This is a genomic window from Xanthomonas maliensis (assembly GCF_009192945.1).
Classification (GTDB): domain Bacteria; phylum Pseudomonadota; class Gammaproteobacteria; order Xanthomonadales; family Xanthomonadaceae; genus Xanthomonas; species Xanthomonas maliensis.
In genome coordinates this window covers 19,297-34,307 of sequence record NZ_NSET01000051.1, presented here as the reverse complement: position 1 = coordinate 34,307, position 15,011 = coordinate 19,297, and the positions used below count along the sequence as shown (strand labels likewise).

The following is a 15,011-nucleotide window of genomic DNA, read 5'->3' as shown; positions in this document are numbered from 1 at the left end:
AGGAAAGTTTTGCGGCTGGATCTTGTCGCCGTCAAGATTGTGTGCTGCACTGACGTATCGATAAACGAACCGCCATGCCGCCATCTGATCCCTCTAGCTCCGCCGCGTATCACCATGGCGACCTGCCAGCCGTATTGCGGCAGGCCGGTTGGGAACTGCTTGGCGAATCCGGCCTTCGGGGAGTTAGCCTGCGCGAATGCGCGCGGCGTGCCGGCGTGTCGCATGCTGCGCCGGCGCATCACTTTGGCTCGTTGGATGGTTTGTTGGCGGAACTGGCCGCTGACGGTTATGAGCGCATGCTCAAGTGCATCCGCGCTACCCAGCGGGAATTCGATGATCCATTGTTGGCCTGCGGATTGGGCTATATCCGCTTCGCCGTCGAATTTCCGCAGCAATTCCGGCTGATGCTCGGACTGGATGTGCGCGCGTGCGGACTGCCACGGCTGGTGCAGGTTAGCGAGGCGGCAATGATTCACCTGCGCGAAACCGTGCGAGCTCGTTGGATCGCTCTTCACGGCAGCGATCCGGGTGTGGACTTGCTCGAGCAGCGTACCCTGCTCGCGTGGAGCGCGGTGCATGGCTATGCCTCGCTGGCGATTGACAGCAGGCGGGAGAAATTGCGCGCCTTTGCCCCAGAGGTCGTGCTCGCTCCGCTGCTGAAAAGTTTGCTGGAGCCCTAGTGCGAGATGCACAGATCTAGGCGAGCTAAGCGGTGAGCCCCCGCCGTACGCGTAAGCTGCCGTCCAGGTTGTCCCCTCGGGCAGGCCTCAGCACGCAGGATCGGTGTGCGGGGGCCGCTCCCCAGCGAGAGAGCCAACCGCGCCGCGGAGCATCCACCGAGCTGCCGGTCTGGGCGGAAGCTACACCGGCCTGCCCTTCACCGCTGACGATCGCTGTAGCGCTCAGGTCACTTCATCCAACGTGGGTCACGCGTGGTGGTGTGGCCCGCCAGCTCGGCAAACGGGCGCCTCGGGCTTGCCGGCGTATGCATCCTCCACACGCGCTGGGCGCTTGATTCCGAGGTTGTCTGCGGTAGATGCGACGTGTATCGCGCACGTGGGTCACCGCCGGCGTAGGCGAGGTCCTCTGCTAGCATCGCGGCCACTGGAGCGCGCGACGGAGCAGACCATGGCGGTGCAGGTACTGGTGCTGAAAGAACGGGCGCCTGGCGAGCGGCGTGTCGCCGCCACGCCGGAGACGGTGAAGAAGTTGGGCGCGCTGGGCGCGCAGGTCTGGGTCGAGGCCGACGCCGGTCGTGCCAGCGGCTTCGACGACGCGGCCTACCAGCAGGCCGGTGCGCAGCCCGCCGCTGCCGAGGCGCTGGCGCAGGCCGATCTGCTGGTGTGCGTGCAGCCGCCGCCGTTGGATCTGCTGCAGCACTGCAAGCCGCAGGCGGTGTTGGTCGGCATGCTCTATCCCGACGCCGATCCCTCGCGTGCGCAGACGCTCGCCGCGCGCGAGCTGATCGTCTTTCCGCTGGAGCGGTTGCCGCGCACCACTCGCGCGCAGTCGATGGACGTGCTGAGTTCGCAGGCCGGCATGGCCGGCTACAAGGCCATGTTGATTGCCGCGCAGTTGGCGCCGCGCTTCTTCCCGATGCTGACCACCGCCGCCGGAACGATGCGGCCGAGCAAGGTGCTGGTGATCGGTGCCGGCGTGGCCGGCTTGCAGGCGATCGCCACCGCCAAGCGGCTGGGCGCGCAGGTCGAGGGCTTCGATGTGCGGCCGGAGACGCGCGAACAGATCGAATCGCTGGGCGGGCGTTTTCTCGACCTGGGCGTGAGCGCAGTTGGCGAAGGCGGCTATGCGCGGCAACTCACCGACGCCGAGCGGGCCGAACAGCAACGCCGTTTGGCCGAGCATCTCAAGAGCATCGATGCAGTGGTGTGCACGGCGGCAGTGCCGGGCCGGCCGGCGCCACGCATCCTCAGCGAGGAAATGCTGCAGGGTATGCGCGCCGGCAGCGTGATCGTGGACCTGGCGGCGGAGACTGGCGGCAATTGCGCGGCCACCCGGCCGGGCGAGACCTACGAGCGCGATGGCATCACCATCGCCGGCCCGCTCGATCTCGCCAGCCTGGGCGCCATCCACGCCAGCGAGATGTTCGCGCGCAACGTGCAGGCCTTCGTCGCCCTGCTGATCAAGGACGGCACGCTGGTCTTCGACTGGGACGATGAACTCCTGGCCAAGACGCGTTGGCAACCGGCAGTCGCCGGCAGCGCCGGCTGACCGGGGCAGCGACGAGCGAATCGCCGCTGGTGCCGGCGGTTCTCGAGCGGTGTTGCCGGCTCAGTCGTCGGATGGCGGATTGGCGCGCAGCCAGGCGTCGCGTTCGGCCGGGCTCATCTTCTGCCAGCGCTGCTGCAACGCGGTGCGCTGGGCCGGAGTCAGCGTGCGCATGCGATCGAACAAGGCCTTGGCCTGGCGGCGCTGGTCCGGACTCATGCTGCGAAAGCGCTCCATGCCGGCCTTGGCCTGCTCGCGCTGTGCCGGGGTCATGTTCAGCCAGCGACGGGCGTGGCGGTACATCCGCGGGCGATCTTCGGGAACATCGTTCCAGCGCTCGCGCAGGGCATCGATCAGCACCTGGCGCTGTTGCGGCGACAACTGATCCCACGCCGGCATCGGCGTCTCCGGCGGCCGCGGCCCCGGCGCGCCTGGAGGCGGGCCGGGTGGCGGGCCTTCAAGCGGTGGCGGGGCATGCTGGGCCCAGAGCGTGGCGGGGCCTGCGCACAGCAGCAGGGTCAGCAACAGGCGAGTCGAACGGGTCATCGGCGTCATTCCATGGCCAGGGCGTTTTCGGAGCCGAGCCAGACATAGAGGTCCGGGTTCTGCGCCAATAAATCATCGGTGTCGCTACTGGCCAGCGACGCCACCGCCGTTGCGGGGGGGGGCGTGGTCGTGGCGGGGGTGTCGGCGTACTGCTGCACGCCGAGGCCGGCTGCCAGTACGGCGGCTGCCGCGGTCGCCAGCCACCAGCGACCGCGCGCCGCCGGGCGGCGCGTGGCGTCCTGGCGTGCCTGCCGCAGGCGGGCCAGCGTCTGCGGACTGAGCGTGGTCAGGGCATCGGCATGCAGCTGGCGGAGCTGCGCATCGAGCCGGACTTGGTTGGGAGAGAGGTTCACAGGAAATCCTCGAACTGTTTTTGCAGGGCGTCGCGGGCGCGCGACAGATGGGTCTTCACCGAGCCTTCGGAACAGCCCATCGCCTGCGCAGTGGTGGCCACGTCCAGATCTTCCAGCACGCGCAGGGTGAAGGCTTCGCGCTGGCGCGCCGGAAGTGCGCGCAGGGCCACGACCAGGCGTTGATAGGCCTGTTGCTGCTGTTGCTCGCCTACCGGCCCGACCCCGGGATCGGCCCAGTCGACGCCGCCGGCCTCGTCCGGACGCTCGGCGGGCGCCCAGAATTTCAGGCGGAAACTGCGGCGACGCTGCAGGTCGATGATGCGGCTGCGCAGGATGCTCCAGAACAGCGGCGTCCATTCGCTGGCCGGACGGTCGCGATAGGCCAGCAGGCGCACCATGCTGTCCTGCACGGCGTCCAGGGCGTCTTCGCGGTGCCGCAGGCCAGCCTCGGCAAAGCGGAACGCGCGCGGGCCGATGCCGGCCAGGAACGCGTCCAGCGACGACGGAGCAGCGCCAGGCGGTGCAACTTGCGGATCGAAAGGGGTTCCCACCAGCACAGCGTAAGCTTCCGCAGGGCGATACCACGTCAACGCATGGCGGCAGGAAGGGTTGACACCCCCCGTCATCGAGGTGGCATGGGTATGATCGGCAGGCCGCAGTGCCCTTGGGAGCCGAGACGATGAGCGACGGGTTCGTAGCGCTGTATATCTTCCTGCTGGCCGCCATCGCCGGCCACGTGATCATCTCGCGGGTGCCGGTGATCCTGCATACGCCGCTGATGTCCGGCTCCAACTTCATCCACGGGATCGTGCTGATCGGCGCGATGGTGGTGCTCGGCCACGCCGACACCGGCCTGGAGAAAGCGCTGGGCTTCATCGCGGTGATGCTGGGGGCCGGCAATGCCGCCGGTGGCTATGTGGTCACCGAGCGCATGCTGGACATGTTCAAGTCCAGCCGCAAGCCGCCCAGCAAGGACGCGCCATGAATCTATCGCTGCCGGAGTTGCTGGCGTGGCTGGTCAAGTCCAGCTACTTGGTGGCCGCCGCGCTGTTCCTGCTTGGCCTGCAGCGCATGGCCTCGCCGCTGACCGCGCGCAGCGGCATCCGCTGGGCCGGCCTGGGCATGCTGATCGCCACCGCTGCCACCTTCCTGCTGCCTGGCCTGCACAACCTGTCGCTGATCCTGCTGGCGATCGTGCTGGGTACCGGCGCGGCGTGGCTGTCGGCCAAGAAGGTGGCTATCACCGACATGCCGCAGATGGTGGCGCTGTACAACGGCATGGGTGGCGGCTCGGCGGCGGCGATCGGCGCGGTGGAGCTGCTGCGTTTTTCCGCATTGGCGCAGCGCGACACCAGCCATTGGAGCCAGAGCGCGATCGCTGCGCTGGCCGCGCGGCTGCCCGAGACAAGCACCCTGGTGCTGGCGGTGGTCGGTGCAGCGATTGGCGCGGTGTCGTTGTCCGGCTCGATCATCGCCTGGGCCAAGCTCGATGGCCGGCTGGATCGGCGGGTGACCTTCCCGGGCCAGCAAGCGGTCAACCTGCTGGTGTGCCTGGCAATGCTGGGATTGGGCGGTTGGGCGGTGAGCAGCCTGAGTTCCAGCGCCATCGTCGCCTTTTTCGCGGTGGCGCTGGCGCTGGGCGTGTTGATGACGCTGCCGATCGGCGGCGCGGACATGCCGGTGGTGATCTCGCTGTACAACGCCTTCACCGGACTGGCGGTCGCATTCGAGGGCTATGTGCTGGGCAACGAGGCCTTGATCATCGCCGGCATGATGGTCGGCGCGGCCGGCATCCTGTTGACCCGCTTGATGGCCAAGGCGATGAACCGGCCGATCAGTGGCGTGCTGTTCTCCAACTTCGGCGGTGGTGGCCAGGGTCAGGCGATCGCCGGCACGCAGAAGCCGATCGAGGCCGGCGACGTGGCGGCGATGATGGCCTTTGCCGAGCGGGTGGTGATCGTGCCCGGTTACGGCATGGCGGTGGCGCAGGCCCAGCACAAGATCTGGGAACTGGCGCAACGGTTGATCGCCCGCGGGGTCAAGGTCAAGTTTGCGATCCACCCGGTCGCCGGCCGCATGCCTGGGCACATGAACGTGCTGTTGGCCGAGGCCGGCGTGCCCTACGACCTGATCGCCGACATGGACGACATCAATCCCGAATTCGCCAGCACCGACGTGTCACTGGTGATCGGTGCCAACGACGTGGTCAACCCGGTCGCCCGCACCGACCCGGCCAGCCCGATCTACGGCATGCCGATCCTGGATGTGGTGCAGTCCCGCAACACGGTGGTGATCAAGCGCGGCAAGGGCACCGGTTTTGCCGGTATCGAGAATGCGTTGTTCTATGCCGACCACACCCGCATGCTCTACGGCGATGGCGCCGAAGCGGCCGGCGCGCTGGTCAGCGAGCTGAAGGCGCTGGATGGGGGCGGTCACTGATGGTCTGCCTGGTGGGTCGGAGCGACGCGTGTCCTGACAGCGGCGATGCGCGGAAGGCGCCGTGCCGAGCCGCAGGAACGCGTTGGCGCGGGTGACATCCTAAAGCGCGCTGGCGCCTGGCGCCTGGCGCCTGGCGGCCGGCGCCAGCGCGGGGCACGGTTACCGGCGCAACACACGTCCGTGCGGCTGGCTCAGCGCGACAGCCACCACGCCAGCACCAAGGCGCCGGCATAGCACGCCAGGTCGACGCCACTGGTGGCCAGTTGCAGCAGGGTCCAGGCCAGCATGGGACCCATCTTCAGCGCCGAGGTCCACGGGTCCAGGCCCAGCGAACCGCCCAACTGCGCCGACGCGATGCCCCAATTGGCGCCAATCGCGATCGCCATGGTCGTCGACACGGCCACGACCGACCGCAGCGTTCCGGCGCGCAGCGTGCCCAGGCGCAGCATCCAATTCACTTCCAGCGCGACCAACAACGCCATCCAACCAGCCATGCGGCCCAGCGCGAGCGCCACCAGCATCCAGGCGATCAAGGCGGTGACCGCTCCCAGCAGCAGGAGCGGGGGCCAGAGCCAGTGGACGGTTCTGGCGGACGCAGAAGTGGGCGGCATTGGAGCTCCTGACAGAGGCGACAGGATAAGCCCAGTGCCCTGTCGTGCCCAGCACCGGCGCGGCGGCGGGGTCGGCTAGAATGGGCGACTTGCGCGCCGCTGGCGCGGCCCCATATCTCACGCATGTATTCCCGTAGCAGCGAACCCGTCCAGTTCGAACGCGATTGCGCCGCCGTCATGGTGCCGCAGGGCGATTCGGTGACCCTGCCCGCCGGCAGTTATGGCTACATCACCCAGGCCCTGGGTGGTAGCTATACCGTGTTTGTCGAGGGCAATCTGTTCCGCATTGCCGGCAAGGACGGCGACGCCATCGGCAAGGAGGCCCCGCCGGGCCTGGAACTCCCGGAGAACGCCAGCGACGACGAAGTCGAGGCGCTGGTATGGCAGCAGTTGCGCACCTGTTTCGACCCGGAAATCCCGTTCAACATCGTCGACCTTGGCCTGGTCTACGAAGCGGTGCTGAGCCATCGCAGCGAGGACGACCAGCGCAAGGTCGAGGTCAAGATGACGCTGACAGCGCCCGGCTGCGGGATGGGCGAGATCCTGGTCGACGACGTCCGTAGCAAGCTGGAAATGATCCCCACCATCGCCGAGGCCGATGTCGAGCTGGTGTTCGACCCGCCGTGGGGCCGGCATATGATGTCCGAGGCCGCCCGTCTCGAGACCGGCATGCTTTGATCGCCAGGCGCCGGTGACGACACGGCGCCGTGTCCCTTCGCCCGCTCTAGAGGAATCCTGTCCGGTGCCCGTCCCCTTCGCTTCCAGCCGTTCTCCGTCCCCGCGCAGTGCCGACGAATTGTCGGTGATCCTGGCCGCTCCCGGCTTCGGTCTGCACTTCACTGATCACATGGTGGCCATTTCCTGGAACAGCGAGCAGGGCTGGCACGACGCACAGGTCCGCGCTTACGGGCCGCTGCAGTTGGATCCGGCGGCATCGGTGCTGCATTACGGCCAGGAGATCTTCGAAGGGATCAAGGCCTACCGCCATGCCGACGGCTCGATCTGGACCTTCCGTCCGCAGGCCAACGGCGAGCGCCTGCAGCGCTCGGCGCGCCGCCTGGCGCTGCCGGAATTGCCGGTGGAGCTGTTCGTCGAGTCGCTGCGTCAGTTGGTAGCCGCCGATGCACACTGGGTGCCGTCGGCGCCGGAGACCAGCCTGTACTTCCGTCCCTTCATGATCGCCGATGAGGCGTTCCTGGGCGTGCGCGCAGCGCAGAAAGCTTCGTACTACGTGATCGCCAGCCCGGCGGGTGCGTATTTCGCCAAGGGCGTGGCACCGGTCGCGATCTGGCTGTCCACCGATTACGCACGTGCGGCCAAGGGCGGCACCGGCGCGGCCAAATGCGGCGGCAACTACGCGGCCTCGCTGCTGCCGCAGCAGCAGGCGTATGCGCAGGGCTGTTCGCAGGTGCTGTTCCTGGACCCGGTGGAAGGCAAGTACATCGAGGAATTGGGGGGCATGAACGTGTTCCTGGTCTACAAGGACGGCACGTTGGTGACGCCGGAACTGTCCGGCAGCATCCTCGAAGGCATCACCCGCGACAGCATCCTGCAACTGGCGCGCGACCGCGGCATGCCGGTGCAGGAACGCAAGGTCAGCATCGACGAGTGGAAGCACGGTGTTGCCTCCGGCGAGATCGTCGAAGTGTTCGCCTGCGGCACGGCGGCGGTGGTGACGCCAATCGGTCAGCTGAAGGGCGAGGGCTTTGCGGTCGGCGATCTGTCGACGCCTCCGGGGGAAGTCACGATGGCGCTGCGGCAGGAGTTGACCGATATCCAGTACGGCCGGGTGCCCGACCGCCACGGGTGGCTGGTGCGCTTGTCTTGATCTGACACACAGCGCCACGAGAAAGGCCTCCACGCGGCTGCGTGGGGGCTTTTTTTTGTCCGTCGGCTCTCGCAAAGCAGCACAGACAATGGAAATGTGCGAGTTTGTGGCTGAACAATGTCGATCTTTGTCACAAAACGGAAAAATTATTCTCAAGAAGTCAACTTTTTATTGTCGCGTTTGTTTCGATTGCGTTAGGTTCACTGAACGGATCGATAACAGGGGACTCGGTCCGCGGATGCCCATCGGAGTCGTCAACCCGTCGGGCCATGACCGCCAAGGCGGTCCTCTCAATCGAGCAGGGAAATTCGATGTCCTACGCGTCTCTCCGTACACGTCCGCGCACGTTGGCCATCCTCGGTGGATCGGCCTTGACCTCGCTGCTGCTGGCCATGCCGGCCTTTGCCGGCGAGGTGTATCTGGACGGCCTGGCCAGTGCGACCACCCATCAGAAGTTCATCGTCACCTACAAGGACGGCAGCAGCGCCCTGGCCAGCCCGTCCGCGCTGGCAACGTCGCTGCGTTCTGCCGCACGTGCCATGCCGGCCAAAGGAGGCAAGGCGCTGGGCTTGAACAGTGTGCGGCGCCTGGCGTTGGGGCCGGAGTTGGTCAAGGCCGACCGCGCACTGGATCGTGCCGAAGCCGAGACGCTGATGCGCCAACTGGCCGCCGACCCCAACGTGCAGAGCGTGGAAGTCGACCAGATCCTGTATCCCACGCTGGTGCCCAACGACACCCGTTTTTCCGAACAATGGGCATTCGGTACCAGCAACGCAGGCATCAATATCCGCCCGGCCTGGGACAAGGCCACCGGCACCGGGGTGGTCGTCGCGGTCATCGATACCGGCATCACCAGCCATCCGGAGCTGGATGCCAACATCCTGCCGGGCTACGACTTCATCAGCGACGCGACCGCCGCGCGCGATGGCGATGGGCGCGACAACGATCCGTCCGATGAAGGCGACTGGAACACCAGCAGCAGTTGCTCCACGTCCAATTCCAGCTGGCATGGCACCCATGTCGCCGGCACGGTGGTGGCCGCCACCAACAACGGTGTCGGCGTGGCGGGAACCGCCTTCAATGCCAAGGTCGTGCCGGTGCGGGTGCTGGGCCGTTGCGGTGGCTCGCTGTCGGACATCGCCGACGCCATCGTCTGGGCGTCCGGCGGTACGGTCAACGGGATTCCCGCCAACGCCAACCCGGCAGAAGTGATCAACATGTCGCTGGGCGGCGGCGGCACCTGCTCGACCACGATGCAGAACGCCATCAATGGCGCGGTGTCGCGCGGGACCACCGTGGTGGTCGCGGCGGGCAACAGCAACGCCAATGTGTCCAACTTCATTCCGGCCAGCTGCGCCAACGTGATCGCGGTGGCTGCCACCACGTCGGCCGGCGCACGTGCCAGTTACTCCAACTACGGTGCCGGCATCGATGTGTCGGCACCTGGGTCGGGCATCCTGTCCACGCTCAATAGCGGCACCACCACACCGGGGAACCCCAGCTACGCCTCCTACAACGGCACCTCGATGGCTTCGCCACACGTGGCCGGCGTGGTTGCGCTGGTGCAATCAGTCGCGCCGACCGCACTCAGTCCGGCGGCGGTGGAGACCTTGCTGAAGAACACCGCGCGCGCGTTGCCGGGGGCCTGCTCGGGTGGGTGCGGTGCCGGCATCGTCGACGCCGATGCTGCGGTCACCGCAGCGCTCAATGGCAACAACGGCGGCGGTGGCGGCGGCAACGGCGACACGCTGAGCAACGGCACGCCGATCAGCGGGCTGGCGGCGATCACGGGCGGCGAACTCAATTACCGCATTACGGTCCCGGCTGGCAGCGGAACGCTCAGCGTATCGATCAGCGGGGGCAGCGGCGATGCCGATCTGTACGTGCGTGCCGGCAGCGCGCCAACCGATACTGCTTACGCCTGCAGGCCGTACCTCGACGGCAACAACGAAACCTGCACGATTGCCTCCCCGTCGGGCGCCTACTACGTCCGCGTGAAGGCCTACAGCAGCTTCTCCGGCGTCACCCTCAGCGCGACCTACTGACGCGTCTGGCAGCGCTCCCGCGCTTACAGCGGGGGAGCGCTGCACCTTCGCCGTAGACGCCAACGCCCACCCATCGGTGGCGACGGCGCTGTGTCGCCTCTGGTCGGGATGGAGATCGACCAGGGTGCACGCGTCCGTGGCGATGCCCCAGTTCCGTGCCGTCACTGCCGTGTGTGGTGTCGGCCGCCTCATGCCGCAAGCGCGGCTCCTCATCAGCAGAAGGGAACGATCGATGTTCACTGTGTCGCAACGTCGTGCGCCTGCGCGCGCGCTGGTAGTCCTGGGTGTCTCCGCACTGACCTCGCTGCTGGCCGTGCCAGCCTTCGCTGGACAGGTGAATCTGTCCGGACTGGATGCGCAGCCCACGCTCGATCGCTTCATCGTCAAGTACAAAGATGGCAGCGCCGCCTCGGTCAGTCCGACCAGTATGCGCGCCTCGCTCAACGCTGCGGCGACCGCCGTGCCCGCACGGGCCGGGCGCGTGCTGGGGCTGAATCACGTGCGGCGGACCGCGCTCGGCTCAGAGGTGCTCAAGACCAATCGCGACCTGGATCGGGCCGAGGCCGAAACGCTGATGCGTCACATCGCCGCCGATCCCAACGTGGAGTACGTCGAAGTCGACCAGATCATGTATCCGGTGCTGACGCCGAACGATCCGCGCCTGTCCGAACAATGGGGTTTCGGCACCACCAATGCGGGCATCAACGTGCGCCCGGCCTGGGATAGTGCGACTGGAGCCGGCGTGGTGGTCGCAGTGATCGACACCGGCATCACCAGCCATCCGGATCTCAATGCCAACGTCCTGTCGGGTTACGACTTCATCAGCGATGCGGCGCGCGCCCGCGACAACGATGGTCGCGACAGCAATCCCGCCGACCAGGGCGACTGGCGTACAGCCAATCAATGCGGATCCGGCGTTGCTGCGGCCAACTCCAGTTGGCACGGCACCCATGTCGCCGGCACGATTGCCGCGGTGACCAACAACAGCACCGGCGTCGCCGGCACCGCGTTCAATGCCCGCATCGTACCGATTCGCGCGCTGGGCCTGTGCGGCGGTACCACCTCGGACATCGCCGACGCCATCGTCTGGGCATCCGGCGGCAGCGTCTCCGGCGTGCCCGCCAACGCCAATCCGGCCGAAGTCATCAACATGTCGCTGGGCGGCAGCGGCAGCTGCTCGAGCACCTACCAGAACGCGATCAACAGCGCCGTCTCGCGCGGAACCACGGTGGTGGTGGCAGCCGGCAACAGCAACGCCAACGTGGCCAACTTCACCCCCGCCAGCTGTGCCAATGTGATTGCGGTGGCGGCCACCACCTCTGCCGGCGCGCGTGCGAGTTTCTCCAATTTCGGCAGCACGATCGACATTTCCGCGCCGGGCCAGGGCATCCTGTCCACCTTGAACAGCGGCACCACCACGCCGGGCAGCGCCAGTTATGCGTCCTACAACGGCACCTCGATGGCGGCTCCGCATGTGGCCGGGGTAGTGGCGCTGGTGCAGTCGGTGGCCAGTCGTCCGCTGACCCCGGCGGCGGTGGAAGCGCTGCTGAAGAACACCGCCCGCGCGCTGCCCGGCAGCTGCTCGGGCGGTTGTGGTGCCGGCATCGTCAATGCCGCTGCCGCGGTCGGCCAGACGCCATGACACCACACTGATCGGCCGGCGTCGGGGGCTCTCCGACCTGCCTGTCGGTGTTCCAATCCCCGCACAGCCCCGCTCCGGCGGGGCTGTGCGCGTTTGCGCTGCTGTCATTGCAAGGCTGCCCACTCGCCTGTGCAGGCGAGGGCTGAATGCCACGCACAGGTCGCGGTCTGCAGGCCTTCAGCGGCGAACGCCTCTGCCGATAGCCGGCCCACATGGGCAGAACGCAGCCGTGCGTCCCATGGCGAGGCCAGGCATGCGCAGGCAGCGAATGTGTGGCCGTGCGGATTCCAGATCCTTGGGGAGGAATTGATCCATGTGGGACGCTTCGGTTCGCGTGCTGTGCCACGCTGCAATCGCCTGTGCGCTGTCGTGGGGGTTCAACGCCGCTGCCGGCGAGGTCAATCTGCAAGGATTGACTTCCAGTGGCAGCTATCAACGCTTCATCGTCAGCTACAAGGACCGCGTCGGCAGTCGCCGAGCGACCGGGCTGTCGACGCCCTGGCAGGACATTGCCCGCGCCGTACCCACGCGGCAGGGGCAGCCACTGGGACTGGCGGCAACGCGCCGTCTCGACGCTGGCCCGACGGTCTTGGTCGCCGACCGCAAGCTGGATCGCGTGGATGCCGAGAGCCTGATGCGGCGGCTGGCCGCAGATCCTGCCGTCAAGCGGGTGGAGCTGGACGTGCTGATGCGCCCGATGCTGGTTCCCAACGATCCGGGCTTGTCGCAGCAGTGGGCGCTGGGCACCAGCACCGCCAGCCTCAATGTGCGCCCAGCCTGGGATCGCACCACCGGCAAGGGCATCGTGGTGGCGGTGATCGATACCGGCATCACCGCGCATCCGGATCTGGCGGCCAACGTGTTGCCTGGCTACGACTTCATCACCGATCCAGCGGTTGCGCGCGACGGCAACGGGCGCGACGGCAATGCCGCCGATCAGGGCGACTGGACGGCTGCCAACGAGTGCGGCCCCGGTGCAACCGCGGCCAATTCCAGTTGGCATGGCACGCATGTGGCGGGCATCGTGGCGGCGATCGGCAACAACGCCAGTGGCGTGGTCGGTACCGCGTTCAATGCCAAGATCCTGCCGCTGCGCGTGCTGGGGCGCTGTGGCGGCTATCTCTCCGATATCGCCGATGCGATCGTATGGGCCTCGGGCGGCAAGGTGAGCGGTGCGCCGGCCAATCCCAACCCGGCCACCGTGATCAACCTCTCGCTCGGTGGCTATGGCAGTTGTTCCTCGACCCTGAGCACTGCCATCAATGGTGCGGTGGCGCGTGGCACGGCAGTGGTCGTGGCCGCTGGCAACAGCAATATGGATGTCTCCACCACGGTGCCGGCCAATTGCCCCAACGTGATCGCGGTAGCGGCCACCACCTCGGTCGGGGCCAAGGCCAGCTTCTCCAACTTCGGCAACGGCGTGGATATCGCTGCCCCGGGTCAATCGATTCTGTCCACGCTCAATAGCGGTACCACGGTGCCAGGCAACGCGGCTTATGCGGTGTATAGCGGTACCTCGATGGCGGCGCCGCATGTGGCGGGCGTGGTGGCCTTGATGCAGTCGGTGGCGCTCAATCCGCTGGCGCCGGCAACGGTGAAAGCGCTGCTCAGGAGCAGTGCGCGTCCCTTGCCGGTGGCCTGTGCGCAAGGGTGCGGGGCGGGGCTGGCCAATGCCGAGGGGGCAGTGGCCGCCGTGATCGAGGCGACCACGTTGAGCAGGAACGTGGCACGTACCGGTTTGAGCGCGGCGCAATTCGACTCGCTGTATTTCCAGGTCAACGTTCCTGCCGGTACGCGCTCGCTCAAGCTGGCACTCAGCGGCGGCAGCGGTAATGCCGATCTGTCGCTGCGGGCGGGCGCGCTGCCGACCGACACCGCCTACGGTTGCCGCAGCATGGCCCCGGGCAATGCCGACAGCTGCACGCTCACGGCACCGCCCGCCGGCACGTACTACGTGCGGCTGAAAGCGACGTCGGCGTTCTCGGCGGTCAGCCTGGTGGCGACGTATTGAGTGCGCTGCGCGGCTGCAATGCATCGCGCGGGCAGATGGAGCGGCTGTGACCGTGCGGCTCTGCGTGCAGCGACGCAGCCGTGCAGGTGCGCACTCACTCGCAGAGCTGCGCAGGGCGTGCCTGCAGCGCGGCGACGATCTGGTCACCGCGCAGTTCCAGCAGGAGGCCGCGCTGGCCGGCATTGATCCACAGCGCCGGCGACGTCAGTGCGCTGCGCTCGATCAGCACCGGCACCGGACGTTGCTGGCCCAACGGGCTGATGCCGCCGACCTTGTAGCCGGTACGGCGTTCGGCATCGGCCACCTCCATCATGCGCGCGGATTTGCCACCGTGCGCGCTGGCCAAGGTCTTCAACGATAGCCGCCGATTGCAAGGGATCACCACGCAGACAGCCTGGTCGTCGACCCAGGCCATCAAGGTCTTCAAGACCGTGTCAGGCGCAAGCCCCAGCGCCTGCGCTGCTTGCAGGCCCTTCGCGTCGGCATCGGGCCGATAATCGTAAGGATGCAGCACATAGGCCACGCCAGCCGCGTCCAATGATTTAGTCGCGCGCGTCGCCTTGCTCATGGCCTCAAACCGCTTCGAAGCGGTTGGCGGCCACGTTCTTGCGCACTTTCTCCGGATTCCAGATGCGGCCGTTCATGGCGATGTAAACACCGGGTGGCAAGGATTGCACGGCGCCCACCGCGCAGCCGATATTGAACTCGGCATCGGAGCCGCGGAAGCGGGCTGGATTCAGCGCGCCCGTCATCACGATGGTCTTGTCGACGATCGATTGCAGTACCTTGCCGGTCTGTACCATCGAGTCGGTGCCGTGGGTGATGAGCACATGCCGCGCCGGCTGAGCCTGGATAGTGGCGCGGATCAGTTCGCGGTCGGCATCGGTGATGTGCAGCGAATCCTTGCGGATGATGGGGATCACCGTGAAGCGGAAGGTCACGCCGAGTTCCTTGAGGATCTGGCCGATCTGCGGGTCGCCGATCTGGTAGTCCGATTTGTCGTCGAAGTAGATCTTGTCGATCGTGCCACCGGTGGTGACGATCAGAAGGTCTTCCATTGCTTGGATCCTGTAGGGCTGGCGCGATCTGTCCCGCGCGAGGGCCGCCATGATACGGCGCCCGCGTGCGCGCTGCAGGCGGCGCCACTCCCGGCCTTGCGGCGCGGCATGCCAACGACCTCCAAGCGGGCGGGAGCTGGCGAGCGTCCGGTTCGCTGGACAGCACCGGGGCAGTGCCGAGCGCTGGCGTGGTGGGTGCCGGCGCGTTCTGCGGCAGCGCAAAAAGCGCCCGCGCCGATCGGTATGCAGTTC

15 protein-coding genes are annotated in these 15,011 nt (G+C 67.1%); 9 read left to right on the top strand and 6 right to left on the bottom strand.

Translation table 11 applies throughout. The features are described 5' to 3' along the window. Positions 1–74: 74 nt before the first annotated feature. Both CKY51_RS16035 and CKY51_RS16030 read left to right on the top strand, forming a co-directional pair. Positions 75–680, top strand: coding sequence for a TetR/AcrR family transcriptional regulator (locus CKY51_RS16035; protein ID WP_152249494.1), 606 nt, complete (start codon positions 75–77; stop codon positions 678–680). Positions 681–1,128: 448 nt separating this feature from the next. Then, positions 1,129–2,229 (top strand): NAD(P) transhydrogenase subunit alpha, encoded by a 1,101-nt coding sequence (locus CKY51_RS16030; protein ID WP_022972021.1) that lies wholly within the window; start codon positions 1,129–1,131, stop codon positions 2,227–2,229. 60 nt (positions 2,230–2,289) lie between these two features. Here the strand turns inward: CKY51_RS16030 and CKY51_RS16025 are convergent, their stop codons facing one another. From CKY51_RS16025 to CKY51_RS16015, 3 genes are read right to left on the bottom strand one after another with little or no spacing between them, the layout of a single operon-like run. Continuing rightward, the gene (locus CKY51_RS16025) at positions 2,290–2,772 is read right to left on the bottom strand and encodes a DUF3106 domain-containing protein (RefSeq protein WP_031339525.1); all 483 of its coding nucleotides are present in this window, start codon (positions 2,770–2,772) and stop codon (positions 2,290–2,292) included. A 5-nt stretch (positions 2,773–2,777) separates the two neighbouring features. Beyond that, entirely contained in the window at positions 2,778–3,125 is a 348-nt protein-coding gene (locus CKY51_RS16020; RefSeq protein WP_152249493.1) for a hypothetical protein, read from the bottom strand. After that, positions 3,122–3,682, bottom strand: a complete 561-nt coding sequence (locus CKY51_RS16015; protein ID WP_031339335.1) for an RNA polymerase sigma factor — start codon at positions 3,680–3,682, stop codon at positions 3,122–3,124. The genes CKY51_RS16020 and CKY51_RS16015 overlap by 4 nt, the downstream gene beginning before the upstream one ends. 122 nt (positions 3,683–3,804) lie before the next feature. On the opposite strand from CKY51_RS16015, the gene CKY51_RS16010 reads away from it, so the two are divergent. Further along, positions 3,805–4,110 carry an NAD(P) transhydrogenase subunit alpha part 2 gene (locus CKY51_RS16010; RefSeq protein ID WP_031339334.1) on the top strand — a complete coding sequence of 102 codons (306 nt, stop codon included), beginning with the start codon at positions 3,805–3,807 and terminating at the stop codon, positions 4,108–4,110. Next, on the top strand, positions 4,107–5,564 hold the full coding sequence (locus CKY51_RS16005; RefSeq protein WP_022971791.1) for an NAD(P)(+) transhydrogenase (Re/Si-specific) subunit beta: 1,458 nt from the start codon (positions 4,107–4,109) through the stop codon (positions 5,562–5,564). The genes CKY51_RS16010 and CKY51_RS16005 overlap by 4 nt, the downstream gene beginning before the upstream one ends. A gap of 191 nt (positions 5,565–5,755) precedes the next feature. On the opposite strand, the gene CKY51_RS16000 is transcribed toward CKY51_RS16005, so the two are convergent. Further along, the gene (locus tag CKY51_RS16000; protein ID WP_022971790.1) at positions 5,756–6,175 is read right to left on the bottom strand and encodes a hypothetical protein; all 420 of its coding nucleotides are present in this window, start codon (positions 6,173–6,175) and stop codon (positions 5,756–5,758) included. A 123-nt stretch (positions 6,176–6,298) separates the two neighbouring features. Here CKY51_RS16000 and sufT point away from each other — a divergent pair, with 123 nt between their 5' ends. The 5 genes from sufT (at position 6,299) to CKY51_RS15975 (ending at position 13,701) form a co-directional block, all read left to right on the top strand. Then, entirely contained in the window at positions 6,299–6,853 is a 555-nt protein-coding gene (sufT, locus tag CKY51_RS15995) for a putative Fe-S cluster assembly protein SufT (RefSeq protein WP_022971789.1), read from the top strand. A gap of 64 nt (positions 6,854–6,917) precedes the next feature. Further along, positions 6,918–8,003, top strand: coding sequence for a branched-chain amino acid aminotransferase (locus CKY51_RS15990; protein ID WP_022971788.1), 1,086 nt, complete (start codon positions 6,918–6,920; stop codon positions 8,001–8,003). 311 nt (positions 8,004–8,314) lie between these two features. Next, the gene (locus CKY51_RS15985; RefSeq protein WP_031339330.1) at positions 8,315–10,048 is read left to right on the top strand and encodes a S8 family peptidase; all 1,734 of its coding nucleotides are present in this window, start codon (positions 8,315–8,317) and stop codon (positions 10,046–10,048) included. 232 nt (positions 10,049–10,280) lie between these two features. Next, positions 10,281–11,690: a S8 family peptidase gene (locus tag CKY51_RS15980; protein WP_022971786.1), complete on the top strand. Its 1,410-nt coding sequence runs from the start codon at positions 10,281–10,283 to the stop codon at positions 11,688–11,690. A 313-nt stretch (positions 11,691–12,003) separates the two neighbouring features. Continuing rightward, a complete protein-coding gene (locus CKY51_RS15975; RefSeq protein ID WP_152249491.1) occupies positions 12,004–13,701 on the top strand; it encodes a S8 family peptidase in 1,698 nt (565 codons plus the stop codon). Between the two features lie 94 nt (positions 13,702–13,795). Here CKY51_RS15975 and ybaK read toward each other — a convergent pair whose 3' ends face one another. Both ybaK and CKY51_RS15965 read right to left on the bottom strand, forming a co-directional pair. Further along, the gene (gene ybaK, locus CKY51_RS15970; RefSeq protein ID WP_022971784.1) at positions 13,796–14,269 is read right to left on the bottom strand and encodes a Cys-tRNA(Pro) deacylase; all 474 of its coding nucleotides are present in this window, start codon (positions 14,267–14,269) and stop codon (positions 13,796–13,798) included. Positions 14,270–14,273: 4 nt separating this feature from the next. Next, a complete protein-coding gene (locus CKY51_RS15965; RefSeq protein ID WP_031339326.1) occupies positions 14,274–14,759 on the bottom strand; it encodes an asparaginase domain-containing protein in 486 nt (161 codons plus the stop codon). Positions 14,760–15,011: the final 252 nt, after the last annotated feature.